At 71.4% G+C, this 25,004-nt stretch carries 33 protein-coding genes; 20 read left to right on the plus strand and 13 right to left on the minus strand.

What is annotated here, in order from left to right; genetic code table 11:
• Nucleotides 1-27 precede the first annotated feature (27 nt).
• Nucleotides 28-810 carry an SGNH/GDSL hydrolase family protein gene (locus KUM40_RS31590; RefSeq protein WP_217169615.1) on the plus strand — a complete coding sequence of 261 codons (783 nt, stop codon included), beginning with the start codon at nt 28-30 and terminating at the stop codon, nt 808-810.
• Nucleotides 811-924: 114 nt separating this feature from the next.
• Here KUM40_RS31590 and xerC read toward each other — a convergent pair whose 3' ends face one another.
• Nucleotides 925-2,160 (minus strand): tyrosine recombinase XerC, encoded by a 1,236-nt coding sequence (gene xerC / locus KUM40_RS31595; RefSeq protein ID WP_217169616.1) that lies wholly within the window; start codon nt 2,158-2,160, stop codon nt 925-927.
• A 29-nt stretch (nt 2,161-2,189) separates the two neighbouring features.
• On the minus strand, nt 2,190-2,855 hold the full coding sequence (locus tag KUM40_RS42510; RefSeq protein ID WP_217169617.1) for a helix-turn-helix domain-containing protein: 666 nt from the start codon (nt 2,853-2,855) through the stop codon (nt 2,190-2,192).
• Nucleotides 2,856-2,982: 127 nt separating this feature from the next.
• On the opposite strand from KUM40_RS42510, the gene KUM40_RS31605 reads away from it, so the two are divergent.
• The 13 genes from KUM40_RS31605 to KUM40_RS31665 all read left to right on the plus strand — a co-directional run bounded on the left by KUM40_RS31605 (nt 2,983) and on the right by KUM40_RS31665 (nt 11,847).
• Nucleotides 2,983-3,183 (plus strand): DNA-binding protein, encoded by a 201-nt coding sequence (locus KUM40_RS31605; RefSeq protein WP_308401276.1) that lies wholly within the window; start codon nt 2,983-2,985, stop codon nt 3,181-3,183.
• A gap of 127 nt (nt 3,184-3,310) precedes the next feature.
• A complete protein-coding gene (locus KUM40_RS31610) occupies nt 3,311-3,973 on the plus strand; it encodes a hypothetical protein (RefSeq protein WP_217169619.1) in 663 nt (220 codons plus the stop codon).
• On the plus strand, nt 3,970-4,173 hold the full coding sequence (locus KUM40_RS31615) for a hypothetical protein (RefSeq protein WP_217169620.1): 204 nt from the start codon (nt 3,970-3,972) through the stop codon (nt 4,171-4,173). Before KUM40_RS31610 ends, KUM40_RS31615 begins: the two co-directional genes overlap by 4 nt.
• Nucleotides 4,170-5,705, plus strand: coding sequence for an AAA family ATPase (locus tag KUM40_RS31620; protein ID WP_217169621.1), 1,536 nt, complete (start codon nt 4,170-4,172; stop codon nt 5,703-5,705). Before KUM40_RS31615 ends, KUM40_RS31620 begins: the two co-directional genes overlap by 4 nt.
• Nucleotides 5,706-6,016: 311 nt before the next feature.
• Nucleotides 6,017-6,268, plus strand: a complete 252-nt coding sequence (locus tag KUM40_RS31625) for a hypothetical protein (RefSeq protein ID WP_217169622.1) — start codon at nt 6,017-6,019, stop codon at nt 6,266-6,268.
• On the plus strand, nt 6,265-6,519 hold the full coding sequence (locus tag KUM40_RS31630; protein WP_217169623.1) for a hypothetical protein: 255 nt from the start codon (nt 6,265-6,267) through the stop codon (nt 6,517-6,519). Before KUM40_RS31625 ends, KUM40_RS31630 begins: the two co-directional genes overlap by 4 nt.
• Nucleotides 6,516-7,001, plus strand: coding sequence for a hypothetical protein (locus KUM40_RS31635; RefSeq protein ID WP_217169624.1), 486 nt, complete (start codon nt 6,516-6,518; stop codon nt 6,999-7,001). The genes KUM40_RS31630 and KUM40_RS31635 overlap by 4 nt, the downstream gene beginning before the upstream one ends.
• Complete coding sequence (locus tag KUM40_RS31640) at nt 6,998-7,273, plus strand: hypothetical protein (RefSeq protein WP_217169625.1); 276 nt, start codon at nt 6,998-7,000, stop codon at nt 7,271-7,273. Before KUM40_RS31635 ends, KUM40_RS31640 begins: the two co-directional genes overlap by 4 nt.
• Entirely contained in the window at nt 7,257-7,688 is a 432-nt protein-coding gene (locus KUM40_RS31645) for a hypothetical protein (protein ID WP_217169626.1), read from the plus strand. Before KUM40_RS31640 ends, KUM40_RS31645 begins: the two co-directional genes overlap by 17 nt.
• The gene (locus KUM40_RS31650) at nt 7,688-8,380 is read left to right on the plus strand and encodes a hypothetical protein (RefSeq protein WP_217169627.1); all 693 of its coding nucleotides are present in this window, start codon (nt 7,688-7,690) and stop codon (nt 8,378-8,380) included. The genes KUM40_RS31645 and KUM40_RS31650 overlap by 1 nt, the downstream gene beginning before the upstream one ends.
• 2 nt (nt 8,381-8,382) lie before the next feature.
• On the plus strand, nt 8,383-9,048 hold the full coding sequence (locus tag KUM40_RS31655; RefSeq protein WP_217169628.1) for a hypothetical protein: 666 nt from the start codon (nt 8,383-8,385) through the stop codon (nt 9,046-9,048).
• 97 nt (nt 9,049-9,145) lie between these two features.
• A complete protein-coding gene (locus KUM40_RS31660) occupies nt 9,146-11,452 on the plus strand; it encodes a hypothetical protein (protein WP_217169630.1) in 2,307 nt (768 codons plus the stop codon).
• A 107-nt stretch (nt 11,453-11,559) separates the two neighbouring features.
• The gene (locus KUM40_RS31665) at nt 11,560-11,847 is read left to right on the plus strand and encodes a hypothetical protein (RefSeq protein WP_217169632.1); all 288 of its coding nucleotides are present in this window, start codon (nt 11,560-11,562) and stop codon (nt 11,845-11,847) included.
• Nucleotides 11,848-12,092: 245 nt separating this feature from the next.
• On the opposite strand, the gene KUM40_RS31670 is transcribed toward KUM40_RS31665, so the two are convergent.
• A complete protein-coding gene (locus KUM40_RS31670; protein ID WP_217169633.1) occupies nt 12,093-12,353 on the minus strand; it encodes a GntR family transcriptional regulator in 261 nt (86 codons plus the stop codon).
• A 170-nt stretch (nt 12,354-12,523) separates the two neighbouring features.
• Between KUM40_RS31670 and KUM40_RS31675 the strand changes: the two genes are divergently transcribed.
• Nucleotides 12,524-12,718 (plus strand): hypothetical protein, encoded by a 195-nt coding sequence (locus KUM40_RS31675; protein ID WP_217169635.1) that lies wholly within the window; start codon nt 12,524-12,526, stop codon nt 12,716-12,718.
• Nucleotides 12,719-13,102: 384 nt separating this feature from the next.
• Here the strand turns inward: KUM40_RS31675 and KUM40_RS31680 are convergent, their stop codons facing one another.
• The 5 genes from KUM40_RS31680 to KUM40_RS31700 are packed head-to-tail and all read right to left on the minus strand — an operon-like array spanning nt 13,103 to nt 14,884.
• Nucleotides 13,103-13,477 carry a hypothetical protein gene (locus KUM40_RS31680; protein ID WP_217169637.1) on the minus strand — a complete coding sequence of 125 codons (375 nt, stop codon included), beginning with the start codon at nt 13,475-13,477 and terminating at the stop codon, nt 13,103-13,105.
• Entirely contained in the window at nt 13,477-13,992 is a 516-nt protein-coding gene (locus tag KUM40_RS31685; RefSeq protein WP_217169638.1) for a hypothetical protein, read from the minus strand. Before KUM40_RS31685 ends, KUM40_RS31680 begins: the two co-directional genes overlap by 1 nt.
• A gap of 9 nt (nt 13,993-14,001) precedes the next feature.
• On the minus strand, nt 14,002-14,151 hold the full coding sequence (locus tag KUM40_RS31690) for a hypothetical protein (RefSeq protein WP_217169639.1): 150 nt from the start codon (nt 14,149-14,151) through the stop codon (nt 14,002-14,004).
• Entirely contained in the window at nt 14,148-14,495 is a 348-nt protein-coding gene (locus tag KUM40_RS31695) for a helix-turn-helix domain-containing protein (RefSeq protein ID WP_254395801.1), read from the minus strand. The genes KUM40_RS31690 and KUM40_RS31695 overlap by 4 nt, the downstream gene beginning before the upstream one ends.
• Before the next feature lie 8 nt (nt 14,496-14,503).
• Nucleotides 14,504-14,884 (minus strand): hypothetical protein, encoded by a 381-nt coding sequence (locus KUM40_RS31700; RefSeq protein ID WP_217169642.1) that lies wholly within the window; start codon nt 14,882-14,884, stop codon nt 14,504-14,506.
• Between the two features lie 198 nt (nt 14,885-15,082).
• On the opposite strand from KUM40_RS31700, the gene purB reads away from it, so the two are divergent.
• Both purB and mug read left to right on the plus strand, forming a co-directional pair.
• The gene (gene purB, locus KUM40_RS31705; RefSeq protein WP_217169644.1) at nt 15,083-16,525 is read left to right on the plus strand and encodes an adenylosuccinate lyase; all 1,443 of its coding nucleotides are present in this window, start codon (nt 15,083-15,085) and stop codon (nt 16,523-16,525) included.
• Nucleotides 16,526-16,569: 44 nt separating this feature from the next.
• Nucleotides 16,570-17,079 (plus strand): G/U mismatch-specific DNA glycosylase, encoded by a 510-nt coding sequence (gene mug, locus KUM40_RS31710; protein ID WP_217169646.1) that lies wholly within the window; start codon nt 16,570-16,572, stop codon nt 17,077-17,079.
• 20 nt (nt 17,080-17,099) lie between these two features.
• Here the strand turns inward: mug and KUM40_RS31715 are convergent, their stop codons facing one another.
• Genes KUM40_RS31715 through KUM40_RS31725 form a run of 3 tightly spaced genes read right to left on the minus strand, consistent with a single transcriptional unit; the run spans nt 17,100 to nt 19,246 of the window.
• Nucleotides 17,100-17,540 carry a hypothetical protein gene (locus tag KUM40_RS31715; protein WP_217169647.1) on the minus strand — a complete coding sequence of 147 codons (441 nt, stop codon included), beginning with the start codon at nt 17,538-17,540 and terminating at the stop codon, nt 17,100-17,102.
• A 57-nt stretch (nt 17,541-17,597) separates the two neighbouring features.
• On the minus strand, nt 17,598-18,323 hold the full coding sequence (locus KUM40_RS31720) for an ABC transporter permease (RefSeq protein ID WP_217169648.1): 726 nt from the start codon (nt 18,321-18,323) through the stop codon (nt 17,598-17,600).
• A 2-nt stretch (nt 18,324-18,325) separates the two neighbouring features.
• Complete coding sequence (locus tag KUM40_RS31725) at nt 18,326-19,246, minus strand: ABC transporter ATP-binding protein (protein WP_217169650.1); 921 nt, start codon at nt 19,244-19,246, stop codon at nt 18,326-18,328.
• Between the two features lie 108 nt (nt 19,247-19,354).
• Here KUM40_RS31725 and KUM40_RS31730 point away from each other — a divergent pair, with 108 nt between their 5' ends.
• From KUM40_RS31730 to KUM40_RS31740, 3 genes are all read left to right on the plus strand, one after another.
• Nucleotides 19,355-20,512, plus strand: a complete 1,158-nt coding sequence (locus KUM40_RS31730) for a sensor histidine kinase (RefSeq protein WP_217169651.1) — start codon at nt 19,355-19,357, stop codon at nt 20,510-20,512.
• Between the two features lie 14 nt (nt 20,513-20,526).
• Nucleotides 20,527-21,189 (plus strand): response regulator transcription factor, encoded by a 663-nt coding sequence (locus KUM40_RS31735; protein WP_217169652.1) that lies wholly within the window; start codon nt 20,527-20,529, stop codon nt 21,187-21,189.
• 100 nt (nt 21,190-21,289) lie between these two features.
• On the plus strand, nt 21,290-22,444 hold the full coding sequence (locus KUM40_RS31740) for an ROK family transcriptional regulator (protein ID WP_217169654.1): 1,155 nt from the start codon (nt 21,290-21,292) through the stop codon (nt 22,442-22,444).
• 570 nt (nt 22,445-23,014) lie between these two features.
• Here the strand turns inward: KUM40_RS31740 and KUM40_RS31745 are convergent.
• A complete protein-coding gene (locus KUM40_RS31745) occupies nt 23,015-23,776 on the minus strand; it encodes a GntR family transcriptional regulator (protein WP_217169655.1) in 762 nt (253 codons plus the stop codon).
• Between the two features lie 205 nt (nt 23,777-23,981).
• Nucleotides 23,982-24,869, minus strand: coding sequence for an RNA polymerase sigma-70 factor (locus tag KUM40_RS31750; RefSeq protein ID WP_217169656.1), 888 nt, complete (start codon nt 24,867-24,869; stop codon nt 23,982-23,984).
• Nucleotides 24,870-25,004: the final 135 nt, after the last annotated feature.

Below are 25,004 nucleotides of genomic sequence, written 5' to 3' on the forward strand. Positions count from 1 at the left end.
TGTGCAGGGGCTACCATTTCTGTCGCCATGCAGACGAACCCCGCGTACACCAGTCTCGTCGCCGTCGGCGACTCCTTCACCGAGGGCATGTCGGACCTGCTGCCCGACGGCTCCTACCGGGGCTGGGCCGACCTCCTCGCCGCGCGGATGGCGGCCCGCTCCCCCGACTTCCGGTACGCCAACCTCGCGGTGCGCGGAAAGCTGATCAGGCAGATCGTCGACGAGCAGGTGGACGTGGCGGCGGCCATGGGAGCCGACGTGATCACACTGGTCGGCGGGCTCAACGACACGCTGCGGCCCAAGTGCGACATGGCCCGGGTGCGCGATCTGCTGACGCAGGCCGTGGAGCGGCTCGCCCCGCACTGCGAGCAGCTCGTGCTGATGCGCAGCCCCGGCCGCCAGGGCCCGGTACTGGAACGGTTCCGGCCTCGCATGGAGGCCCTGTTCGCCGTCATCGACGACCTGGCCGGGCAGCACGGCGCGGTGGTCGTCGACCTGTACGGGGCTCAGTCGCTGGCCGACCCGCGCATGTGGGACGTGGACCGGCTGCACCTGACCGCCGAGGGCCACCGCCGGGTCGCGGAGGCCGTGTGGCAGACGCTGGGCCACGAGCCCGAGGATCCCGAGTGGCACGCGCCGATCCCGGTGACGCCGCCGCTGGGATGGATGGCGCGCAGGACCGCCGACGTCCGGTTCGCCCGGCAGTACCTGCTGCCGTGGATAGGCCGCAGGCTGACGGGCCGCTCGTCCGGGGACGGCCTGCCGCCCAAGCGCCCGGAGCTGCTGCCCTACGAGGACCTCGCGCGGTGATCCCCGGGGTCACGGGCCCTTCGTAGCTTCCGACGAAAACCCCGTGGCGGCGACCTGCACGAATCGCCCAGTAGAATCCGTCCACAGTTCTACCGGTCGACGAATCCTTACAGGTCAGTGGCCATGTGAGTGATCTCCTGAGAGATCGTTTCTCACAAAATCACACATGGGGGCTTTTCGATCACCCCCAACGAAGCCGTCCCACGCCTTCGCCGCGGCCCTCATGTCCTCGACATCGACGGTGACGTACTTCCGCTTGGTGAAGCTGGCGTTCGTATGCCCGGCCCAGGCGGCGAGGACGACGTCAGGGGTGCCGCTCACCGCGAGGTACGACAGGCAGGAGTGCCGGGCGTCGTACAGCCGGACCCGGCGCATCTCCAGCTCCCGCATGAGCCGATAGGCGTGCTCCCGCAGGTGCCGGGTGTTCCGCGGCATGCCGAGCTGGTCGACGACGACGTACCCGGAGTCGGTGTAGCCCTCGCCGGCCGCGAGCTTCTCCCGGGCCTGGAGTGCCCGGAACCGCTTCAGCGAGTCCAGCACGGGGCCGGGCAGGGGCAGGACGCGTTCGCCAGCCTCGGTCTTCGCATCCTTCTCCAGCACGGTGACGTTGCCGATCATCGTGCGGGTGCGGGCGATCTCCAGCGTGGCCAGCTTGAGGTCCAGGTACTCCCACCGCAGGCCGACGACCTCAGCGGGCCGGAACCCCATCAGGGACAGCAGCAGGGCCGGGTAAAGCCGGTCCCGCTCGATGCCGCGGATGAACGTCTGAACCTCGGTGACGGTCCACGGCTTCACCTTCGGCCGGGCCTTCTTGTCCGCCTTCTTGTCGGCGAGGCTGACCCGGACGAACTGGGCCGGGCTCTCGGCGATGAGCTTGCGGACGACGGCCCGCTTCAGCGCCTCCCGGAGCCGAGTGAGGACGCCTTCGGCCGTGGACACGGCGAGCCGGGTGCCGGCCGCCCCGCCCTTGCGACGGCCGTTGGCGACGATGTCGTCGATGCAGGCCTGCACCTGGTCCTCGGTGAGTTCCTGGAGCCGGACGTGCCCGATGCGGTCGTAGACGTGGACCAGGGCGAGCCGGTACGTGCGGATCGTCGTCTCCTCGACGTCGCGCCGCTTGTACTCCAGCCACTGGTCGAGCCACTCGGCGAGGGTGACCTTGTTGGGGAGGATGAGCGTCCCGGCGGACCGCTGGTGCTGGATTCGGGCGCGCTCGTTCTTCACCTCGGTCTTGGTGTCCTTGGTGATGGTGACCTGGACGCGCTTGCCGGTCTCGTCGCGGCCGGCGTCGACCACCGTGCGATAGCGGGTCTTGCCGTTCCGCAGCGTGACCTTCTTGATCTCCGCCATGACTCCCCCTCACCAGCCCTCAGGCGGCCTCACTCGTCTCCGGCGTCACTGCTGCGCTGCTGCTCAACCTTCCATTGGCGAGTCTCTCGGGACAGCTTGGCGTGTTCCTTGGCGGTCTGGTCAACCTCTGCCGAAAGGCGGTCAAGCCAGGTCCGCACCTCATTCAGGTGCTCCTCGAACCCCTCGTCCAGGCGATCGCTGCTGACCTCGGAGATCCCAACCAGGCGGTAGACCTCGTCATGCAGCACGTCTACGGCTCGACCGGCAGGCTTCCGCTTCACGTACCGCTGCTCCTGTGAGTGGCTGAGCAGTTCGTACGCCTCTTGCTTGTCTGGGCTGGCCTTCTCCCCCGGTGCGGCCGGGAGCGCGCGCCGCCCCATGGCCCAGCTCCACGCGTTCGCGAGCGTCGTCTCCACCGTGTCCGTCAGTGGGATGTAGGGGTCGCTCGCACCGTGGGGCGGTAGGAGGAGGGCGAGCGGACTGACGTTCAGCGCAAGGGCGAACGACACGAGGTCGTCCACGTCAATCCGCCGCTCGCCGCGCTCGACCTTGCTCACCACGGTCGGGAGCATCGGCCGGCCTACGGCGCGGAGCCGGTCGGACACGTCCTTCTGCTTCAACTGACGGGCTTTGCGTACCCGTTCGATGTTCCGAGCCACCTGAGTGGACGTCGGTCCAGACTCCGAAATCGCCATGACATGGATTCTGCACCATGGACTAGCGAACGTCCAGTCGCGTGCGCTACATTCCATGAGACGGCGAATCCGTCACACGAAACGGCGAATTCGTTCCCTAGATCGCGCTAGAACACGGAGAGTGGTCGTGAAAGACCTGCCCACCCTGGACGAGGTCCGCGGCTGGCCCGCCACTGTCGACGTCGCCCGAGCGGCCCGCGCTGTCGGTATCAGCCGGGCCCAGATGTACCGCCTGATTGCCGCTGGTGAGGCGCCCGTGAGGGTCCTCGACTTCGGCGCCAAGAGGGTCGTAACCGCGAGTCTCGTTCGACTGCTCGAAGCCGCGTGAAACGGCCCCCGGCAGGTGCTCCAACACCTGTGATCCGGGGGCCGGAAGCACCAGCCATCCATCCCTGAACAGCCGAACGGCGGCGCGGGCCCTACACCCGTTGCGCCGCCGTCGAAAGGAGCTTCAGATGAAGCGTAGCGCCACCCTCCCGACGCCCGCCATCCCGGCCGTGGCCGCCCTCGGCACGAACGGCCGCCTCCCCGCCGTCGTCGCGCAGGCCGGCCTCACCCCGGCGCAGGCCGACGGCATCGCCTGCATCCGCTGCGGCAGCGACGACGGCCCCATGACCCCGGTCGGCACCCGCGACGGCATCCAGGTGTTCGCCTGCACCCCGGCCTGCCCCATCACGGACGGCCGCCCCGAGGGACCGTGGGACGTGGACCGGATCGTCGCCGCCCTCCCCGAAGTCATGCAGCAGGCGTTCCCCCAGGAGTACACGCCCGAGCTGAACACGCAGGTCGTCAAGGAAATCGGCTCCGCCCTCGCCTCGATCGGTCCCGTGCAGGTCGCCAAGGGCGCGATCCGTACGGCGCTGCACGCCCGCCTGGACGGTCTCACGACCAACCCGCAGGACGTCTCCGAGGAACTGCACCAGCAGGTCATCGACGACCAGGCGGAGCACCTCGCCCGTGTCACCGGGTTCCCCCTCGAGGAAGCCCGCGCGAACGAGGCGTTCACCACGGCCAACTACGCGATCCGGCAGGCGCTGAGCCTGTCGCCGGACCGGGCACGGACCGCGTTCGCGCTGCGGTCGATGCTCAACATGCTCATCGACGAGGCCGGCGCGTGACCGGCCGTTCCGCTCACCGAAGCCCTGGCGCCCACCGTGGCGCCGGGGCCTCCGGCGTACGCGACGCACTCCTGAACAACCCGTACGGGCTCACCCTCCGCGAAGTCCGCGCCGAGATCCGCCGCCTGTCCGCCCGCGGTTGGCAGACCTGGGAGATCTCGGTGCGCTTCGCCACCACCCGCAAGGACGCCACCGAGTGACCGAGCACGACAGCGCACCCCAGTGGGGCGCGCAGGACGACGAGCGCATCGGCCTGGAACGGGCCGTGGTCGGCACGGCGCTGCTCAACCCGCAGCAGTTCGCCGACCTCGCCGAGATCATCCACCCCGGCATGCTGCGTCACGCGCCTGCTCGCCTCGTCTGGGACCTGCTCGCCCAGCGCATCCCCGCCGGCCTCCCGACTGACTATGTGGCTCTCCAGATGGAGATGCCCGAGGCGGATCTGAAGCGGATCGGCGGCCCGCCCGTCTTCGCCACCCTCGGGCAGCACTCCGTCGGGGCCGCTCACTGGCACGCCGAACAGCTCCAGCAGATGCACGTCCGTGAGCAGGTGGCCGCGCAGCTCCGCGGCGCCCTGGCCCGAGTCGAGCGGGACAAGGACGTCGAGGGTGCCCTGAGTGTCGTGAGCGATCTGGAGACCCACGTCTCCGGCCCCGCTACGGCACAGGCGGACTGGGAAGACGTCGACCTCGGGCCGGTTCTCGATGGCACCCACAAGCCCCTGACGCCCACGGTCGGCGCCCGAGACGACGGGATCGGACTCTTCTACCCGGGCCGCGTCAACGGCATCCAGGGCGAGAGCGAGGCCGGGAAGACCTGGGCCGCTCTGATTTGCTGCCTGGTCGAGATCAACCGCGGCAATCACGTCTTCTACATCGACTTCGAGGACTCCGAGGACGGCGTAATCGGCCGTCTCCTGCTCATAGGCGGCGTGCCCGAAACCATCCGGGCCCGGTTTCACTACATCCGCCCTGGCAGCACCCCGACCCCGAACGTCCTGCGTACAGTCGCGCGCCGTGTCGAAGAGTACGAGGCCACCCTCGTCGTCATCGACGGCGTCACGGAGGCCATGACCCTCCTTGGCCTCGAGCTCAAGGAGAACTCCGAGATTGCCACGTTCGGCCGGATGCTCCTGCGGCTCTTCGCCGACACCGGAGCCGCCGTCGTCTCCCTGGACCACGTGGTCAAGAGCAGCGAGTCCCGGGGCCGGTACGCCCTCGGTGGCGTCCACAAGCTCAACGCCGTCAACGGCGTCCAGTACATGCTCGAAGCCGTCCGCCCGTTCGGCGTCGGCACGGAAGGCCGCAGCCGTCTGCGGGTCGCCAAGGACCGGCCGGCGCAGGTCCGGAAGAACTCTCTCCCCGGCGGCAAGAACCCCTTGCACTGGTTCGCCGACCTCGTGGTCAAGGCCGAGAGCGACGACTTCGCCGAGGCCCACTTGTACGCGCCGTTCCAGCAGGCCGACGACCCCACCGAGATGACCGCCGAAGAGGAGAAGGAAGCGAAGGCCGAGGCGGAGATCACGGAGGCCAAGGGGAAGATCCTCGCCGCTCTCGAAAGCACCAGCGGACCGCTGACCACCAACGGCATCCTCGACCGCGTCACGGGCCGCAAGGTGGTCGTCCGCGCGGCACTCGCCCGCCTGGTGGACAGCAGCGCAGTCCTCACAGAGCAAGGCCCAAGGGCCTCCGTGCTGCACAGCCTCGCATCGAACGGTGACGGCAAGCCGTGATCAGCGGAGTGGTCCCCACTGGGTCCCGTGCCGCAGCGCCAGATGTGGCACTGCTGACGTCTTCGCAGGTCAGCGGCCTGACGACTGGGTCCCAGGGGTCCGTCCCGGAGAATCCCCGCCTGACTGGCCGTCACGGGACCCAGTCACACCCTCTCTGGCCTGCGCAAATGGCCCCTCCTTCGACCAGGTCCCACAGGGTCCCAGCCGAGTCCCGGACCCAGTCGAGCGACTGGGTCCCGGGTCCCCCTCTCTTAGGGGACCCGGTCCCTCTCGCGCAGTCACACCCACCACAACCGCCGATCGGATCCCTCATGACCAACCTCATCCCCGCTGCACCCGGCTGGTACCTCGTAAGCCACATCGACGGCAGCCGCCACTTGGACCCGATCATCGCCTGGTCCCCGGCAGCCGACCTCGACGGCGGCGCCGTCCTCCTGCCCTACGTCAACGGGGGACATGGTTTCCCGCCCGAGATCGCTGACCTCAAGTCCTTCAAGCAGTTGGGACGGAGCGTCGTCTACTTCCCCAACTACGACCCCGAAGAAGCTGGAGAGCACCGATGACCGAACCGACCTCCCACGTAGAGCAGGCCGTACAAGCCCGCATCGCCGCCGCCAAGGTCCGCGTCCAAGCCGCCGCCAAACGCCGCGAAGACCTCGCCGCCGCACGACGCCGAGGACTCGCCAGACGCCACGCACAGAAGCTGCGACACCAAGCAGAGAACAGAAACACCCCCGAACCACCCGGCGGCGTCTCGGTACAGGCCCATGCGCGCGAGGCCGGTACACCCGAGGACGGAGACCTGATCCCGTGACCGAGCCCATTCCCGACGCCCAGCGCAAGGAAGTCGTCTCCCTCGCCCGCTCCGGCCTCTCCCGAAACGAAGTCGCGCGCCGCACCGGCGTCTCCACCGCGTCCGTCTCCCGCATCGCGAAGACCGCCGGCGTCTCCTTCGACCGCACGGCCACCTCCACCGCCGTAGAGGCCCGCGTCATCGACCTCAAGGCCGCACGCGTCCACCTTGCCGGGAACCTCCTGGACGACGTCGCCGCCGCCCGAGCGCGCTTGCACCACACCACGGAGCCCCGCGACTTCTTCGACCTCGCCCGCTCCGTCGGCGTCCTCACGAACGCGCACGTCCGCCTCGTCGGCGTGGACGGACCACCCGACGAGCACGAGGAAGCCCGCGGCATGGTCGGCGCCCTCGCCCAGGCCCTCGGCGTCGTCTGGGCCAAGGAGCAGAAAGCCACGGCCGACGAGGCCGAGACAACCGAGGACGGCGGTACAGCCGAATGACCAACGGGCAGGTCCAGGATCGCATCTGGGCCATCCTCGCCACCGTCGCCGACGGCCGCCAGGAAGACATCGAAGCGCTCCTGGACGACCTGGAGCAAGACGACCTCGGGCACGTCGTCGCCGGTATCGCGGCGCTCGCCGTCGGCTTCCTCATGCCCCGCGGCACCCCCTGGACCGACATAGGCCGGCGTGGACGCGTCGCCGCCGAACTGCGCGCCGAGCTGCTGCACCGCGCCACCCCCCGAGGACCCGACAGTGACGACTCAGCCTGAGCGCCGCCAGACGCCGCCCCCGGCCGTGCTCGCCGCCGGGGGCGTCTGGCTGCCCGCCGAGGTCTGTCACCCCCTCTGGCTGGTCCTCAGAGCCCACCTCGAGGGGCGGCGCGCGGACGGCGGACGCGTACGCCCCGAGATCGCTGCTGCTCTCGACACCCTGCGCGCGGCCGGCCTCGCCCACCTCACCGACACGTCCCCGAACGGACACGACCAGCGGACATCAACGGACATCACGGCATCCTCGGACCCGCGCCGCCTGGTCACCACCGAGGAACTATCCCGGCGCCTCGGGGTGACCGGGCGCCACGCCCGCCGCCTGGCCGCAGCCGAGGGCATCACACCCGCAGCCCGCGGCCTCTGGCACCCCGACGACGCCCGACACCTCACCCGCACCCACAGGAAGGCCACCTGATGGCCACTACGGAGCCAGCCGACCCGCTCACGATGACCGACGACGAGATCGCCGCCATCACCCCCACCGCCGAGCAGGCCGCCGCCGACGCCAACAAGGCCGTCCAGACCGCGGAACTCGTCCTGCGCGGCGAACTGGCGCCCGCCGCCGGATGGACCCCGCAGGAACTCACCCCGGCCCGGCTCGCCCAACTCCGCGCGGAAGCCGAGCACGCCGACCTCCAGGTGGCCGCTGCCAGACGACAGACGGCACAGATCCGAGAGACTCGCCGGCGCGCAGAGCAGGCCGCTCTCCTCGCCCGCATTCGTACCGAGGGCGCCGCCGACCTCGGCCACGCCACTGACCTGATCGCCGCCCTGAACACCCTGGACGGCGCCCTGCGCGCCTTCTGTGAGGCCGCGTACGCCCACAACGAGCGCGTCACCTACTGGGCGAAGCAGGCGGGCTCCCCGAAGCGCGACGAAGTCACCATCGGCGCCAAGACATGGCGGCACCTCGAAGGCGGCCGGCTGGTCGGCTCCGTCGTGTACCGGGCCATGCACGGCTACCCCAACGCGTTCCTCCGCCAGCACGGCCCCTACGCGATCACGCACGAGGGCGACCCGTACGGCATCAAGAACATGCGCGAGCGCAGCATGGCCGTCCCCACCGCCGACCTCGACCTGCACGACCTGATCCGGAAGGACGCCTGACCATGGCCATCCCGCCCCCGATGCCGCACCCCAACGACGACCCGGACACGATCGCCGTCCGCGCCTCAAAGCAGACGTTCACCGAGGCGGCGAACAAGGCCCGCAGCGAGCACGCCTCCGACCTCTTCGTTGCTGAGAAGGTCGCGAAGCTGTACGAGACGCACCGCACGGAGGCCACCGAGGCGTACGAGCGGCTCACCGCCCGTCGGCGCGCGCGGCTGGACTACCTCGAGGGCCTGGTACCGATCGGCCCCGGCATCCCCGAGGGCACCAGCCCCGCAGACAAGGCCGTCCTGATGCAGGCGTTCCGCGCCGCGTACGGCCAGGCGAAGGACGCCACCTCGAAGCGCCGTACCGAGCTGCTGGCCGAGGCCGAGCGGTTCGACGACGAGGCGATGCGGCGCGGCGCCCTTACCGCGGCGATGGACGTCAGCGACGTGAACCTGATCAAACACTGGTCGCAACTGCACCTCGACGAGGCCGACCACCTGGACGAGGTCGCCGAGCTGCGCGCGACGCTCGCGGGCCGGCACTTCAACAACCGGTGGGACTACCTGGACTTCAACGTGCTGCCCGCCCCGCACGAGGTGAGCGAGCTGCCTCGCCTCCAGGCTGCTGCCGAGGCCGAGCGCCGGGCCCGTATGCAGCGCCGCGGCTTCACCGCCTGACACCGAGCCCGGCCCCGGTGGCCGGGCTCTCTTCAGCCCTTGAGGTTGCCTCAGGCAACAGGACCGTTGCCCGAGGCAACAGAAACGGAGCAGGACCGTGGCGCTCACGATCGGCGAACTCGTCGGGTTCATCCGCGCCGACGACTCCGGCATGCGCCGCGGCCTGGACGACGCCGAACTGCGACTGCGCGGCTTCACCCGCGACGTCGACGGCCGCCTGCGCCACCTCGACGGCCGCTTCGCCAGCGTCAGTGAACAGGCGGCCCTCGGCTTCCGCCGCGCCACCGACGAAGGCGACCACCTCACCGGCTCCCTGCGCCGGATCGCGGGCATGGCCGGCGGACTGGCCCGGGTGGCACTGTCGGGGGCCCGGATCGGGGCGATGCTGGGCACGGCGATACCGGTGGCGGCCGGCCTGGTGACCACGCTGGCGAACATCGCCCCGGCGGCTGCGGTGGGCGTGACCGCGTTCCTGGCGTTCCAGCAGGCCAGTGTCGTCGTCAAGCTCGGCATGCAGGGCGTGGGCGACGCGATCACCGCCGCCCTGGACCCCAGCAAGGCGGAGGAGTTCAACAAGGCCCTCGAGGGCCTGTCGCCGGAGGCGAAGAAGTTCGCGCTGGCCGTGCGGGAGCTGGCCCCTGCCTGGAAGGAACTTCAGCAGGAAGTCCAGGACGAACTGTTCCGGGACCTGTCGAAGAACTTCCGGGGCCTGGCCAAGAGCGTCCTGCCCGGCCTGCGGAAGGAGCTGGTCAAGACCGCTGGTGCGCTCGGCGACATGGCGGCCGGCGCGATGGGCGCGGCGAAGGAGCTGGCCGACAACGGCACGCTCGGGAAGGCCACGAAGTCCGCCCGCAAGGGCCTGGAGAACCTGTCCGGGGTGCCGGGCGTGTTCGTGAAGGCCCTGGGGCAGATCGCTGCAGCGGCCGGGCCGTCGTTCGAGAAGCTGACGGGGTATGCGACGGACGCCGCATTCAAGATCGGCAAGAAGCTCGACAAGGCGTTCGAGTCCGGCGCCATGGAAGACGCCATCGAGGAAGCCATCGAACTCCTCGGCGACCTGTGGGACGTCGGAGAGAACGTCTTCGAGATCATCGGGAACATCTTCGGCGCCGTCCCCGAAGGCGGCGGCATCGTCGGCGTGCTCGAGGACGTCACTCAGGCCATCGCCGACCTCACCGGCACCGACCAAGTACAGCAGGCATTCCAGGCCCTGTTCGAGACGATGGGTGTCCTCGGCGAGACCGCCGCACCGCTCCTTGCGGACGCGCTCGGGCTGATCGCCCCGATCATCACCGAGTTGGCACCGCCCGTTCAAGAGCTGATCCGGCAGCTTGGTGAGGGCCTCCAGCCGATCCTCGACGAGATGAAGGAAAGCGGCGTCCTCACGGAGCTGGCGGCCGCGCTCGGCGAGGTCCTCCTGGCCGTGGTCCCGCTGCTGCCCCCGCTCGGGGAGCTGATCGCGGCGATCCTGCCCTATCTGGTCCCGCTGATCGAGGACTTCACCCTCGGCGTGCAGGTGCTGGGCGAGTTCATCAAGCGTTTCGCCGTCCCCGCGATCCAGATCCTCACGGATCTGCTGCGCGGCGACTTCTCCAGCGCCATGCAGGGCGCGAAGGACCTGGCAGCGGACATGGTCACCAGCACGGTGGCCAGCTTCGCGTCACTGCCGCGCCGGAGCGAGGGCGCCCTTGCCGGTACGAAGGCTGCCGTCGTCGGGCAGGTCGGCACCGCAGGCGCGTCCATGGTCTACACCGTCCGCAGGGCCATCGGCGATTCGATCGCGTCGTTTGCCAGGACACCGAGCCTCGCCGGATCCGCGCTGCGCGCCCTGGCGCCCACGATCGGCGGGCAGGCGGAGCGCGCCGGCGTGCGGCTGCTCCAGGCCATCTCCCAGGGCGTCAACAGTGCGCTGATCCCGCTGACGCGGCTGGTCAGTCGTGCGCGGGGGGCGGTCGGTGACCTGTCGTGGGCGCTGTACAACTCGGGCCGTTCGCTGATCCGGGGCTTCATCGACGGCATCGTGTCGATGATCGGTTCGGTGAAGGACGCCGCATCGGAGGTCGTCGGTGCTGTCTCGGACTTCTTCCCTCACTCCCCGGCCAAGAAGGGCCCGTTCTCCGGCCGCGGCTACACCAGCTTCTCCGGCCGGGCCTTGATCCGCGGCTTCCAGGAGGGCATTGCCCGACAGGCTCCGGCGCTGGAACGGCAGCTCCAGGGCCTCACCGGCGGCTGGCAGGGGGAATTCGCCCTCGCTGGCGCCCCAGGGGCAGGTGCTGGAGGTGGAAGCCGTACGGTCAACCACAACAACACCTACAACCTCACCATGCGGGAGATGACCATGCAGCAGTTCGAGGCCCTCCAGCGCCGCCAAGACACGCTGACTCGGATGGGGAGGCCGTACTGACCAGGCACCGCCCCGACGAGGGCTCACACGAGCAGCGAGCGGCCACCGACTACGACCGCGCGTTCCTCGCCGAGGTCGACGCCAACGAACCCCAACTGATCCGCACGGTGCCCTACAACGAGGTATGGCGCCGGGGGCCCCTGGAACTCACGCTGCCGGCACTGTGCGACTGGTACCCGCCCGACCTGAAGGCCGCCGTCCAGGCATTCCGGCTGAGCGCCCTGGATGGCTCGTGCGCGGCCTGCGGCGCCGTCAGCCGTATGACGGTCGGAGACTGGCGCTTCGAGCACGGAGAGGCCTGCCCAGTGGGTCGGGAAGCGATCGAGATGCTGGCCAACGCCGCAGCGCTCGACATGCCCGCAGACAACCCGGACGCGCTCCCGGACGAGGCGTAGGCGCGGGGGACGCCCCGGCCGGCGTCGGCGAACGACTCGGGGAGCGGACGGCGCTTCGGCTTCGACGGCTCGACGGCGGCCTCCGGCTCGATCCACACGTTCGGCTCGGGGTCGGGGCGGGCGACCGTGTAGGTCTTGCCGTCCGTGCCGGTCACAGGTGCGTCAAATGACGCACCTGCCAGGTCCCGGCGGACCGTGGGTTCACTGACTCCAGTGGCGGCGCTGATGGCTCGGGCGCTGAGCCCCTACTCCTCGGGCGGCTGGCCCACGTACGTACCGCGGCCCTGCACCGTCCACACAACGCCCTCCTCGACGAGCACAGCGATCGCCCGCCGCACCGTCGACCGGGCGATGCCGTACTCCTGCACGAGACCGTTCTCCGAGGGGATCGGCCGGCCGTCTGCCCAGTCGCCGCGCGCGATCCGCGCCTTGAGGATCTCGGCGAGTTGCCGGTACGGGGTGACTGGGCCCTCGTGGTCGATCTCGGCGTCCGGGTTGGTGGCCATGATCCGAAGCTAGGTAGGGGGCTACGGGTCGGCATCTTGGGCTACGTCTCGGTACGTATCGACACAGGGCGAGACAGGCCGATACAAGCAGGTCTACGCTGCGGAAACGAGAAGCCCCCGCGCCGTGCAACCGGCCGGGGGCGTGGACGACGCTTCGAGGGAGCACCGCCATGGACGAGAGTACGCAGACCGAGAGCGAGCAGGGCACCCCCACGGGCTACGGCTTCTGCTCCTGGCACCAGCGGTTCGCCGCCGGCGTGCGGCTCATCAACCACATCGAGCAGGGCTCCGGCCCGGGTGGCGTGCAGTACGCGTGCCAGCCCTGCCGCATCCAGTACAACCTGGTCCCGTTCGCCGACCGGTGAAGCAGGAACTGCCCGACGCGAAGTCGCTGCCTCGTGACCGCTACTCCGGCTGGGCATGCGTCTGGTGCGGGGCTTCGCTGCTGCGGTCGGGCGGGGTTTCCGCCGGCCGGGCCGAGGGCTGGTCGGGCGTGCACGACCTGTCGGTGGAGGTGTACTGCTGCCCACCCCTGTCCGGGTGCGGGCCGACGAGACTCCGGTCCGGAGACGCGCCCCCGTCGTAGCCGGACCGGACAGCGGAACGACCCCCGAGACCAGGCACTCGGGGGTCGTTGCCGTGGATGGGCACTACGCCTGTAGTGGATCAGCTCTGCGGGTGCCCGCAGTCTTCGACCCACCAGCCGCACACCTTGCAGTAGGTGTGCACGCGGCACAGGAAGCGTCGGATCATGACGTCATCTCCTTGTTGGAGAGGTGGATGTGCGTGTGGTTCGGCCGTCCGGGGGGCGCGGTCTTGTAGATCCACATCCCCTCTTGGCCTTCGAGAGGGGTCACGTCCACAAGCTCGTGACCTCGGCATTCGCGGCATGAGGGGCGCTGCGGTGGGGGAGTGGCGGACGAATCGGGCACCGGGCGGCGGGCCATCCACCACACGGCCACCGTGCACGCGGCCACGACGCCGAGGATCCCGGCCGCATCGGACCACGCGAACAGCACACCGAAGACGACGGCGAGCAGCAGCACCACGACCACCGCACCGGCGAGCACGCTCCGCTCCTCGGGCTCGGCCGGCTCCTCCGCCGCCTGCTTCCGGCGGCCCATCACAGCCGCCCGTAGGTGTTGTCGCCGAGCCAGTTCGAAGTCGTGGCGAGCGGGACCGCGGCGAACCCGGCGACGCCGGCCGACGTGCCGAGCGTGATGCCGCACCAAGCCCCCCGCTTCAGCACGCCCGCGTTACCGCTGTTGCTGGCCTTCTTCACGGCCGCGATAAACACGGCAGTGAGGATCAGTACCAGGCAGGCGCCGGGCCCGGACAGCGGGACGAAGGTGGGGCGGGCGGCGAGCTGGCCGCCCTGCTCTCCGACGCCCCAGACGAGGGCTGCGTCGCCGAGCCAGTTGGACAGGCCGAGGACGGCGCTGGACGCGGTGCCGATGAGCCCGGCAACACCGAGGGTGGTCAGGCAGCCGTAGCACCAGGAGAGCAGGAACGGCAGCAGCCGGGATACGTGCTTGAGCGGGTCCTTCATGAGCTGCTTGCGGCCGGGCCACCAGGTCACGACCTCGTATCCGAGGATGCACAGGCCGACGGTCACGCCGCCGTACGTCACGTAGTTCACGGCTGTCCTTCAGTGGAGGATGGCCACGGCGAGCGCGGCGAAGGTGAGCATGAGGGCGCACGTGCCGGTGACCGGCGGGACGGTGCGGGGGTCGACCAGAGCGAGGCCGACGAGGGCCGCGACGGCGGCGAGCGCGTACAGGACGGCCAGGAGGATCACGAGGCCGCCTTACGGGCCCGCTCGGCGCTCCGGGCCTGCCAGTGCTCGCGTACGCCCTGCGCGGCCTGGTGGATCGCGAAGCGTGCCGCGTCCTCGGGCTGCGCACGGAATGCGGCCGTGAGCACGTTGAGGTCCTGCCGGAGCTGCACGCCGTCGGGCAGCAGCAGACCAGCCGCAACCGACGCCGCAGGCTCGGGTACCGGGGCGGGTGCCGACGGGGTCCCGTCGCGCAGGTCCCTGCGTACCGTGTCCGGGGATACGCCCAGCTCAGCAGCGATGTCGGCGGGATTCATGCCGTGCTCGGTGAGGTGCGCGACGACGATGCGACGCGTCGCACGAGACATCGCAGCCATCACGCACCACGCTCGCCCTCGAGCGCGGTCAGATGGTCGGCGAGGTCGCGCAGCCGGTCGGCGTACGCGTCCAGGTCGGCGGCCAGCTCGTACACGCTGCGCGCGTCCAGGTTCCGGCCGACGGGGGTCACGGCGATGCCGAGCGCGGGACTGTCCAGCTCGGGGATGTCGTTCGTGGTGAACGGGGCCTGCACCAGGCCGGCGCTCATGACGGGCTCGCCACGGAAGACGAAGACGACGTTCGGGCCGCGGTGGAGGATGTCGGCGCGCAGTGCGTCGGGCCGGTGGTCGGCGTGCCCACGGCACCAGGACGGTTCAGGGAGAGTGATCTCCCCCCGGTCCGCGGTGGGCAGCGTGATGCTGCGGATAGGGTCCTGCATGGGTCTGGACTCCTTGATCAGGAAGGGTCTGGATCAAGGCGCCGTTCGGTGGGTCGCAACCACCGGCGGCGCCGCCCCGTCTCACACGCGTCTCACAGATGGGACGACGAGTGATGGACGGGAGGCGACTGACCATGCGTTCCGTGGACAGTAGAGACGGGCTGAAGCCCCCATAAACAGCGGGTATGCTCCGTCCACGTGACTTCCGCTCCCGCCAAGCCCCGCATCCCGAACGTCCTCGCCGGACGCTACGCCTCCGTCGAGCTCGCCACCCTCTGGTCGCCCGAGCAGAAGGTGAGGCTCGAGCGGCAGCTCTGGCTCGCCGTGCTGCGGGCCCAGAAGGACCTGGGCATCGAGGTGCCCGACGCCGCGATCGCCGACTACGAGCGTGTCCTCGACCAGGTCGACCTGGCCTCGATCGCCGAGCGCGAGAAGGTCACGCGGCATGACGTGAAGGCGCGGATCGAGGAGTTCAACGACCTCGCCGGGCACGAGCACGTGCACAAGGGCATGACCTCCCGCGACCTGACGGAGAACGTCGAGCAGTTGCAGGTGCGGCTCTCGCTGGAGCTGATCCGTGACCGTTCGGTGGCTGTGCTGGCCCGCCTCGGCAAGCTGGCAGGCGAGTACGCCGAGCTGGTCATGGCCGGCCGCTCGCACAACGTGGCCGCGCAGGCCACGACGCTGGGCAAGCGGTTCGCAACCGCCGCCGACGAGCTGCTCGTGGCCCACGGCCGGGTGGAGGAGCTGCTGGGCCGCTACCCGCTGCGCGGCATCAAGGGGCCGGTCGGCACCGCCCAGGACATGCTGGACCTGCTCGGCGGGGACGCGGGCAAGCTCGCTCAGCTCGAGCAGCGGATCGCCGGGCACCTGGGCTTCTCGCAGGCGTTCACCTCGGTCGGCCAGGTCTACCCGCGCTCGCTGGACTACGAGGTCGTCACCGCGCTGGTGCAGCTCGCGGCGGCGCCGTCCTCGCTGGCGAAGACCGTCCGGCTGATGGCCGGGCACGAGCTGGTCACCGAGGGCTTCAAGCCCGGCCAGGTCGGCTCGTCCGCGATGCCGCACAAGATGAACACCCGCTCCTGCGAGCGCGTCAACGGGCTGATGGTGATCCTGCGCGGCTACGCCTCGATGACCGGCGAGCTGGCGGGCGACCAGTGGAACGAGGGCGACGTGTCCTGCTCGGTGGTGCGCCGCGTGGCCCTCCCCGACGCGTTCTTCGCCCTCGACGGGCTGCTGGAGACCTTCCTGACCGTGCTCGACGAGTTCGGTGCCTTCCCGGCCGTCGTGGCCCGCGAGCTGGACCGCTACCTGCCGTTCCTCGCCACCACCAAGGTCCTCATGGGCGCGGTGCGGGCCGGCGTCGGCCGCGAGGTCGCGCACGAGGCGATCAAGGAGAACGCCGTCGCTTCCGCGCTGGCGATGCGCGAGCGGGGCGCCGAGCGCAACGAGCTCCTTGACAAGCTGGCCGCCGACGAGCGCATCCCGCTGGACCGCGCCGCTCTGGACGCCCTGATGGCCGACAAGCTCTCCTTCACCGGTGCCGCGGCCGACCAGGTCGGTGTCGTCGTCGGCCGGGTCGAGGAGATCGTCAAGCAGCACCCGGCGGCCGCGGGATACACCCCCGGAGCCATCCTCTGACCCGCTTCACCCGGGCCGAACTGGAGGCCGCCCGCGACCGTCTCGTGCCGGACGTCGTCGCGGACGGCCTCCGTGTGCTGTTCTGCGGCATCAACCCCGGCCTGATGACGGCGGTGACGGGCCACCACTTCGCCCGGCCCGGCAACCGCTTCTGGCCGGTGCTGCACCTGTCCGGGTTCACCCCGCGGCTGCTGAAGCCGTCGGAGCAGGACCTGCTGCCGTCGTACGGGCTCGGGATCACGAACGTCGTGGCGCGGTCCAGCGCGCGGGCGGACGAGCTGACCGCCGAGGAGTACCGCGAGGGCGGGCGGCTGCTGGCGCTGAAGGTGGCGCGGCTGCGGCCGAGTTGGCTGGCGGTGGTGGGCGTCACCGCGTATCGGGCGGCGTTCGACGACAGGAAGGCCCAGGTGGGGCCGCAGGAGCGGACGTTCGGCGGCACGCGGGTGTGGGTGCTGCCCAATCCCAGTGGGCTCAACGCGCACTGGACGGCGCGGACGATGGCGGAGGAGTTCGCACGGCTGCGGGTCGCGGCCGGGGCGGAGACGGGGGCGTAGGCCCCGGGCACGGGCACGGGTCACGGTGGTGCCTCCCGCGTGACCACGGCCAGTAGCTGCACCTCGTCCGTCCCGTCCCGGTCGGCGACGGCCACCGCGACCCAGCGGCCGGTGCCCTCCGCCTCCCAGAGGTACGCCACGCGCGCGCGGGCGCTCAGAGCGGCCCACGGCTCGGGTATCTCCTCCCGCTCGGTGCGCAGCAGGACCGTCTGCAGGTTCCACGGGGCGCTCTCCCCCCAGCGCGGGGACAGCCGTCCGTAGAGGGCGTCCCGCACCTTCTCGTACTGCTCCACCGTCACCGCCCGCTCCGCCGGGTCGCCGCCGCGCAGGCCGTGGCTGCTCTCCAGCACCGCCGTGAAGTGCCCGGGGGCCGCTGCGCCGTCGTCCGACGGGCCGTGCTGCGCCGGGAAGGGCCGGAAGCACAGCTCGTCGATGAGGGCGAGGTGCCGTGCGATGTCCATGCGTCCAGTAAACCGGCCGCCACTGACAATTGGCGGGGCGTCAGCCGGTCCGCCGGTTCAGGCGTCCCGGCGGTGCAGTCGCCAGGCTCCCGCGAGGAGGGCGGCGGCCGCCCACAGCGCGGTGACCGCGAGGCCGGTCCAGGGCCCGAGGGTCCCGTCGTACGTCTGCTGGATGACGATCTGCCCGGCCCGGTCCGGCAGGAAGTCGGCGGCGCCGCCCGCAGCGTCGCCAATCACGAAGGAGACGATGAGGATGAAGGGGATCAGCGTGGACAGGGTGGCCACGCCGCTGCGGAACAGGGCGGCGAGACCCGCCGAGAACAGGGCCATCAGCATGAAGTAGATCCCGCAGCCCACGACGCCGCGCACCTGATCGCCGGTGGTGAGTCCGCTCGCCGCCGAGCCGAGGCCCGCCCGGGCCGCGACCAGGGCCGCGAACGCGGTGAGCAGCCCCACGGCGAGAACCGGCACGGCGACGACCACCAGCTTCGCCGCGAACCACCGTCCGCGCCGCGGAACGGCCGCCAGGGAGAGCCGGATCCCGTTGCCGTGGTACTCGGACGAGACGACCATGGCCCCGAAGGCGACGGCGGCGATCTGGCCCGGCATGACGCCGGACAGGACCATGAACAGCGGGTCGAAGTCCGGGTCGGAGGTGTCGGAGACCCCGGCCAGCGCGGAGAAGGCGGTGGTGACCGCGAACACGGCCAGCAGGGTGCCGCACAGCGAGCGCAGGGTGAGGACCTTGAGCGCCTCGGAGCGCAGTACGGGCGTGAAGTACATGGTCAGGCCTCCTGAGGCTGTGCGGTGAACTCGGTCTCGGTGGCCGTCAGGTCGAGGTAGGCCTCTTCCAGCGTGCCCTCGTCCGAGGTGAGTTCGAGGATCGGTACGCCCGCGCCGGACATGGCGCGGCCGACGTCTTCCACGCTCGCGTGCCGCACGGTCCAGTACCCGTCGGTGTGTTCCACGGCGTCGTGGCCGTGCCCGGCGAGGGCCGCCTTCAGGGCGGTGGCGTCCGAGGTGCGGACGCGTACGCGTGGTTGCACCCGCGCGTCGATGAACTCCCGCATCGGGGTGTCGGCGAGCAGGCGGCCCCGGCCGAGGACGACCAGGTGGTCGGCGAAGGACGCGGTCTCGTTCATCAGGTGGCTGGAGACCAGGACCGTGCGTCCCTCGGCGGCGAGCCGGCGCAGCAGTTCGCGGATCCAGATGATGCCCTCGGGGTCCAGTCCGTTGGAGGGCTCGTCCAGCATCACCACTTCGGGATCGCCCAGCAGCGCCGCGGCGATGCCCAGCCGCTGCCGCATGCCCAGGGAGTACGTCTTGACCCGGTGGCGTGCCACGGACGCGATGCCCGTCTCCTCCATGACCTCGTCGACCCGGCGCGACGGGACGCGGTTGCTGGCCGCCAGGACGCGCAGGTGGTCCCGGGCGGTGCGAGAGCCGTGGGCGGCGTGCGTGTCGAGCAGGGCGCCGACGTGCCGCAGCGGCTCCTGGAGGGTGGCGTAGCGGCGTCCGCCGACGGTCGCGGTCCCGGAGGTGGGCCGGTCGAGGCCGAGCACGAGTCGCATGGTGGTGGACTTTCCGGCGCCGTTGGGGCCGAGGAAGCCGGTGACCCTGCCGGGGCGCACGGTGAAGGTGAGGTCGTCGACGGCTCGTCGGGTGCCGTACTCCTTGGTGAGTTTCTGGACGTCGATGCTGGTCATGACTGAAGCGTGCCGGGGGCAAGGGGGGCCGGTCCTCCCCCGCCGGTGGAGATCGTCTCCCCCGTGCGGGGGAGGTTGGCTGTCAGTGGCGGCTGGCACGATGACGCAATGGTCCGCTTTCTGCGCCCGCTGTGCCGGGGCACCACATACACACGGCTGCTGCACCTGTGGGTGCCGATGCTCGTGGTGAGTGTGTGGGCGCTCATCGACGACACGAAGCTGTGGGTGCCCGCGGTGGTGTTGATCCCGGTCGGCGTCATCCCGGCAGTGCGCACCGGCGAGGGCGTTCAGGCACGGCTGCTGCTCACACCCGGCCATGAGGACTCGGGATTCTCGGTCGCGCCCTCGGCGACATGGCGCGACCGGCTGCGCACGGTGGCATGGCTGGAACTGCGGATGGTGCTGGGCGCCTTGACCACGGGCGCCTGCGTCTGGCTGCCGATCCTCACCGTCGAGCTGGTCAGGCTCGCCCTGGGGCACCGGATCGATGACATACCGCTCCTGCGCGACGCCGCGCCGCACTGGGCGTACGCGCTCCTCGCGCTGCTTCCGGTCCTCGCGCTGTACGGCGCCGTGGTCGGTCTCGGCGTCCTGGCGACGGCGGGGGCCCGCGCGCTTCTCGGCCCCTCACCCACCGAGCGGCTGGCCGCCCTCGAAGAACGCACCGAGCAACTCCTCGAACGCACCCGCATCGCGCGGGAGCTGCACGACTCCATCGGTCACGCCCTGACGGTCGCCGTCGTGCAGGCGGGTGCCGCGCGCGCGGCGAACAGCCCCGAGTTCACGGACCGGGCGCTGACGGCGATCGAGGAGACCGGCAGGGCCGCCCTGGAGGACCTCGAGCGGGTGCTCGGTGTACTGCGGGAGGCGGAGCGGCCCGTGAGCGCCAGACCGACACTCATGGACGCCGACCGGCTGCTGGAGTCGGCCCGCGTCTCCGGGGCCAAGGTCGACGCCGAGGTCGCGGGCCCGGTGGAGAACCTGCCGGGCCCGGTCTCCCGCGAGGGGTACCGCATCCTCCAGGAGGCGCTGACCAACGTGCTGCGGCACGCGGGCGCGGTGCCGGCCCTGGTCCACATCGGGGTGGCGCCCGACGCGCTCACCCTGGAGGTGCGCAATCCCCTGCCGGACGGCAGAGCCGCACCCGGCCGCGGCAGCGGGCTGCGCGGCATACGTGAGCGGGCGGCGCTGCTCGGCGGGCGGGCGCACACGGGGCCGGACGACGCCGGGGGCTGGCAGGTGCGCGTCGAGCTGCCGCTCGGCTGATCTACGCTGGGCGGATGCCGGTCAGAGTGCTCCTCGTGGACGACGAACCCCTGGTGCGCGCGGGTCTGCGGGCCGTGCTGGAGGCGCAGCCGGACATCGAGGTGGTCGGTGAGGCCGCCGACGGGGCGGCGGTCATTCCGCTGGTGCGGCAGGTGCGGCCGGACGTGGTCGCCATGGACGTCCGGATGCCGCTGCTTGACGGCATCGAGGCCACGCGCGCGTTGCTGCGGACGGTGACCGACCCGCCGAAGATCCTCGTGGTGACGACCTTCGAGAACGACGAGTACGTGTACGAGGCGCTGCGCGCGGGCGCCGACGGCTTCCTGCTCAAGCGGACCCGCCCGGCCGAGATCGTGCACGCGGTGCGGCTGATCGCCGAGGGCGAGTCCCTGCTGTTCCCCGCCTCGGTGCGGCGGCTGGCCGCCGAGTACGGCGACGGCGACGGCAACCGCGCGGCCCGCGCCGAGTTGGAGCGCGCCCGGCTGACCGAGCGGGAGGGCGAGGTGCTGCGGCTGATGGCGCGCGGGCTGTCGAACGCGGAGATCGCCATCCGGCTGGTCGTCGGTACGGAGACGGTGAAGTCGCATGTGAGCGCCGTACTGGCGAAGCTGGGGGCACGGGATCGCACCCAGGCGGTGATCACGGCGTACGAGTCGGGGTTCGTGGCACCGGGGTGAGGCACTGTCGCGGGCCGGGAACGCGCGGACCGGAACTCGCCGGGGTCGAGCGGGCCGAGTACCATCCGGGCCACACGCGCACGAGCTGGGAGGACCGACCTTGGCAGGCCTGACCGGCGGGGATCCGTCGCTGTTGCGGAGGATCAACTCCGCCGTGGTGCTGCACGCGTTGCGTGCGACGGACTGCGCGACGCTGACCGAGATCACCCGGGTGACGGGGCTGTCCCGGCCCACCGTCGAGGGCGTCGTGGAGGGGCTGATCGAGGCCGGTCTCGTCGTCGAGGCGGCGGCCGACGAGGGCACGGCCCGGCGGCAGGGGCGGCCCGCGCGACGGTTCCGGTTCCGGGCGGAGGCCGGGCATCTGCTGGGCCTGGAGATCGGCCCGCACCGCGTCGCCGCGCTCCTGTCCGACCTGGACGGCCGGGTGATCGGCGCCCAGGCCAAGGACGTCGACGAGAGCGCCCCGGCCGACGAGCGGCTGGAGCGGTTGCGCACGGCCGTCGCCGAGCTGCTGCGGCGGGCCGGTGTCGCGCGCGGCTCGCTGCGGGCGGTCGGCGCGGGCACGCCCGGGATCGTCGAGGCGGACGGCACGGTGCGCCTGGGCACGGCGCTGCCCGGGTGGACGGGTCTTGGCCTGGGCGAGCGGCTGAGCCGTTCCTTCAAGTGCCCGGTGCTGGTCGAGAACGACGCGAACGCTGCGGCGGTCGCCGAGCACTGGAAGGGCTCCGCCACCGAGTCCGACGACATCGTGTTCGTGCTGGCCGGGCTCAGTCCCGGGGCCGGGGCACTGATCGGCGGGCGGCTGCACCGGGGGTACGGCGGGGCGGCCGGGGAGATCGGCGCGCTGCACCTGCTGGGCCGGGACGTGACGCCGGAGACACTGCTGTCCACCACGGACCAGCCGCTGCACCCGCTGGACGAGCAGGCGGTCGCCAAGGTCTTCGCCGAGGCCAGGGAGGGCGACGACGGGGCCCGGGCGGCCGTGGAGCGTTTCATCCAGCGTCTGGTGCACGACGTGGCGGCACTGGTGCTGGCCCTCGATCCCGAGCTGGTCGTCATCGGCGGCTGGGCGGCCGGTCTTGACGGCGTACTGGAGCCGTTGCGCCGGGAGCTGGCCCGCTACTGCCTGCGCCCGCCCCGGGTGGCCCTCTCCCTCCTCGGCGAGGCCGCCGTGGCGACGGGCGCGCTACGACTGGCCCTAGACCATGTGGAGGAGCAGCTCTTCGCGGTCGAGGGAGCGACGGCCCGCCGCTGACCCGCCGAGGGCGGTAGGGGGCGGGCGTCGCCGGCGGGCCGGGGCCGGCAGGGCACAGCTTCGAAGACAGACCGCCGCCACACGGCCGACACCCCGGCGACCGGTCTCCGCGCCGGCGGGAGGGGGCGTCCGTGGTGGACCCGACCGGCCGGGGGACGGTTCGCAGGCACACCGCTACCGCGCCCACGTCCGACCCGGCGGCGCAGACGCGAACAGCGGCTGCCGGGGCACAAGACGGCACACCGCCAGCACCCCGGCGGCCGGGAGACACTCCGGCGGCAGGGGGCCGTCCGTGGTGGACCCGACCGACCGGGGCACGGTTCGCAGGCACACCGCTACCGCCCCCACGGCCGACACGGCGGCGTGCCAAGCGAACAGCGGCTGCCGGGACACAAGACGGCACACCGCCGGCACCCCGGCGGCCGGGAGGCACGCCGACGGTGATGGGCCGGGCCCTGCCGCCGCACCGCCACTCCGGGGGCCGGTCAGGGCGCCGGTGGTGGCGCGCCTGCCGCCCGGGGCGAGGGCGCTTGGGCAGGACGGTGTCGCGGCGGAGGTGGGGTGGGGCGGTCAGGAGGCCTGGGTCTGGGGGCCGTGGTGGATCTCCACGTCGCCCGAGTCCCCGAAGGTCAGGCGGCAGGTGTCCGCGCGGTAGGTGGCGACGGAGAACGCGGCGGTGCGGCCCTCGGCGAGGTAGCGGGTGGTGACCACGAGGACGGGCGCGCCGGGGAGGCGGTCCAGTTCCTTCGCGTCGTCCGCCCCGGCCGAGCCCAGCTCGACCGCGCTCTCCTGCCGCTCCAGCTCCCCGCGCTGCAGTTCGCGCAGCACGGCACGCGCGCGTGCGGCGCCGGAGGGCGCGTCGATGGCGGTGAGGTCGGGCACCGAGGCCGGCGGAACGTAGAGCAGCTCCGCGGCGACGGGCTGGCCGTGGGTCACGCGGGAGCGGCGGACGGTGTGGACGGGCTCGTCGCGGCCGGTCTCCAGGGCGTCGGCGACGGCCTGGGGAGGCGCCGCGAGGACGCAGTCGGCCGGCTGCCAGGCGTCGTCGGTGGTTCCGGGCCAGGCGTGCTGCCGGGTGCCGACGGCCACGCCGACGCGCGGCGGGGCCACGGTCGTACCGACGCCGCGGCGGCGCTGGAGCCTGCCTTCCAGCTCGAGCTGTTCCAGGGCCTGGCGCAGGGTCGCGCGGGCGACGCCGAAGCGGGCGGCGAGGTCGCGTTCGTTGGGCAGGATCTCGCCCACCTCGAACTCCGAGTCCAGGGCCTCGCTGAGCACGGTCCTGAGGTGCCAGTACTTCGGTTCCGGCACCGATTCCAACTGCGTGGTCCCCACCCTGTCCTCCGCAATCGCCGTGGTCCGGCGGCGTTTTGACGCCCTTGTTTATTAAAGGTTGTTGCAGTTCTCTGCGACCATAAAGCGGACCATCCCCTTGGTCAAGACCAATCCCGCGACAGGAAGGCCCCGGCCTCCGTCGCGGAACGGGGGCCGGGGCCGCGAAGAGACCGGCGGGGGCGGCTGGGCGTCGACCAGGCGTCGGCTAGGCGATGCCGGCCAGGGACACCAGCTTGTCCGGGTTGCGGACGATGTACATCGACTGGATGCGTCCGTCGACGACGTCCACCTGGACGACGGAGTCGGGCTTCCCGCCGGACCGGACCAGCAGGGCCGGACCGCCGTTGAGCTCCAGGAGCTGGTAGGTGACGTCCGGCATGCCCTGCCGCGCGACGCCGAGCAGGAAGCGGCCCACCTTGTCGGAGCTCTCCAGCACGCGCAGCGGCGCCCTGGACTTGCCGCCGCTGTCGCCCACCAGCCGCACGTCCGGCGCGAGCATCGCCATGAGGCCGGCCAGGTCACCGCCGGACGCGGCGGCGAGGAAGCGTTCGGTGAGGTCGCGGCGCTGTGCCGGGTCGACGTCGTAGCGGGGCCGCCGCTCGTCGACGTGCTTGCGGGCACGTCCGGCGAGCTGGCGTACCGCGGCCTCGCCGCGCTCCAGCATGGCGGCGATCTCCGCGTACGGGTAGCCGAACGCCTCCCGGAGGACGAACACCGCCCGCTCCAGCGGGGACAGGGACTCCAGGACGACAAGGACGGCGAGGGACACGGTGTCGGCGAGGACGGCCTGCTCGGCGGTGTCCGGCACGGCGTCCCCGAAGTCGGTCACGCAGGGCTCGGGCAGCCAGGGGCCGACGTACGTCTCGCCGCGCGACTTGATCTGGCGCAGCCGGTCGATGGCGAGGCGGGTGGTGACGCGCACCAGGTAGCCCCGGGGCTCGCGGACGGCGGACCGGTCGGCGCCGGACCAGCGCAGCCACGCGTCCTGGACCACGTCCTCCGCGTCGGCCAGGCGGCCCAGCATGCGGTAGGCGACGCCCAGGAGGACGGGCCGGTGCTCTTCGAAGACGTCGGTCGCGGTGTCGGTGGTCACCTCTCCATCCCAGCGGACGCGTCCGGTGGTGTCCAGGCGAATTCGCCCACACCCGACACCGTGGGCTACCCGTCGGTAGCTCTTACTGACAGTCTGTCTACGCACCGCCGTCCGCGTTCCCGGCAACACCCGTTC

The organism is Streptomyces sp. AC512_CC834, from assembly GCF_019049325.1.
Taxonomy (GTDB): Bacteria; Actinomycetota; Actinomycetes; order Streptomycetales; family Streptomycetaceae; genus Streptomyces.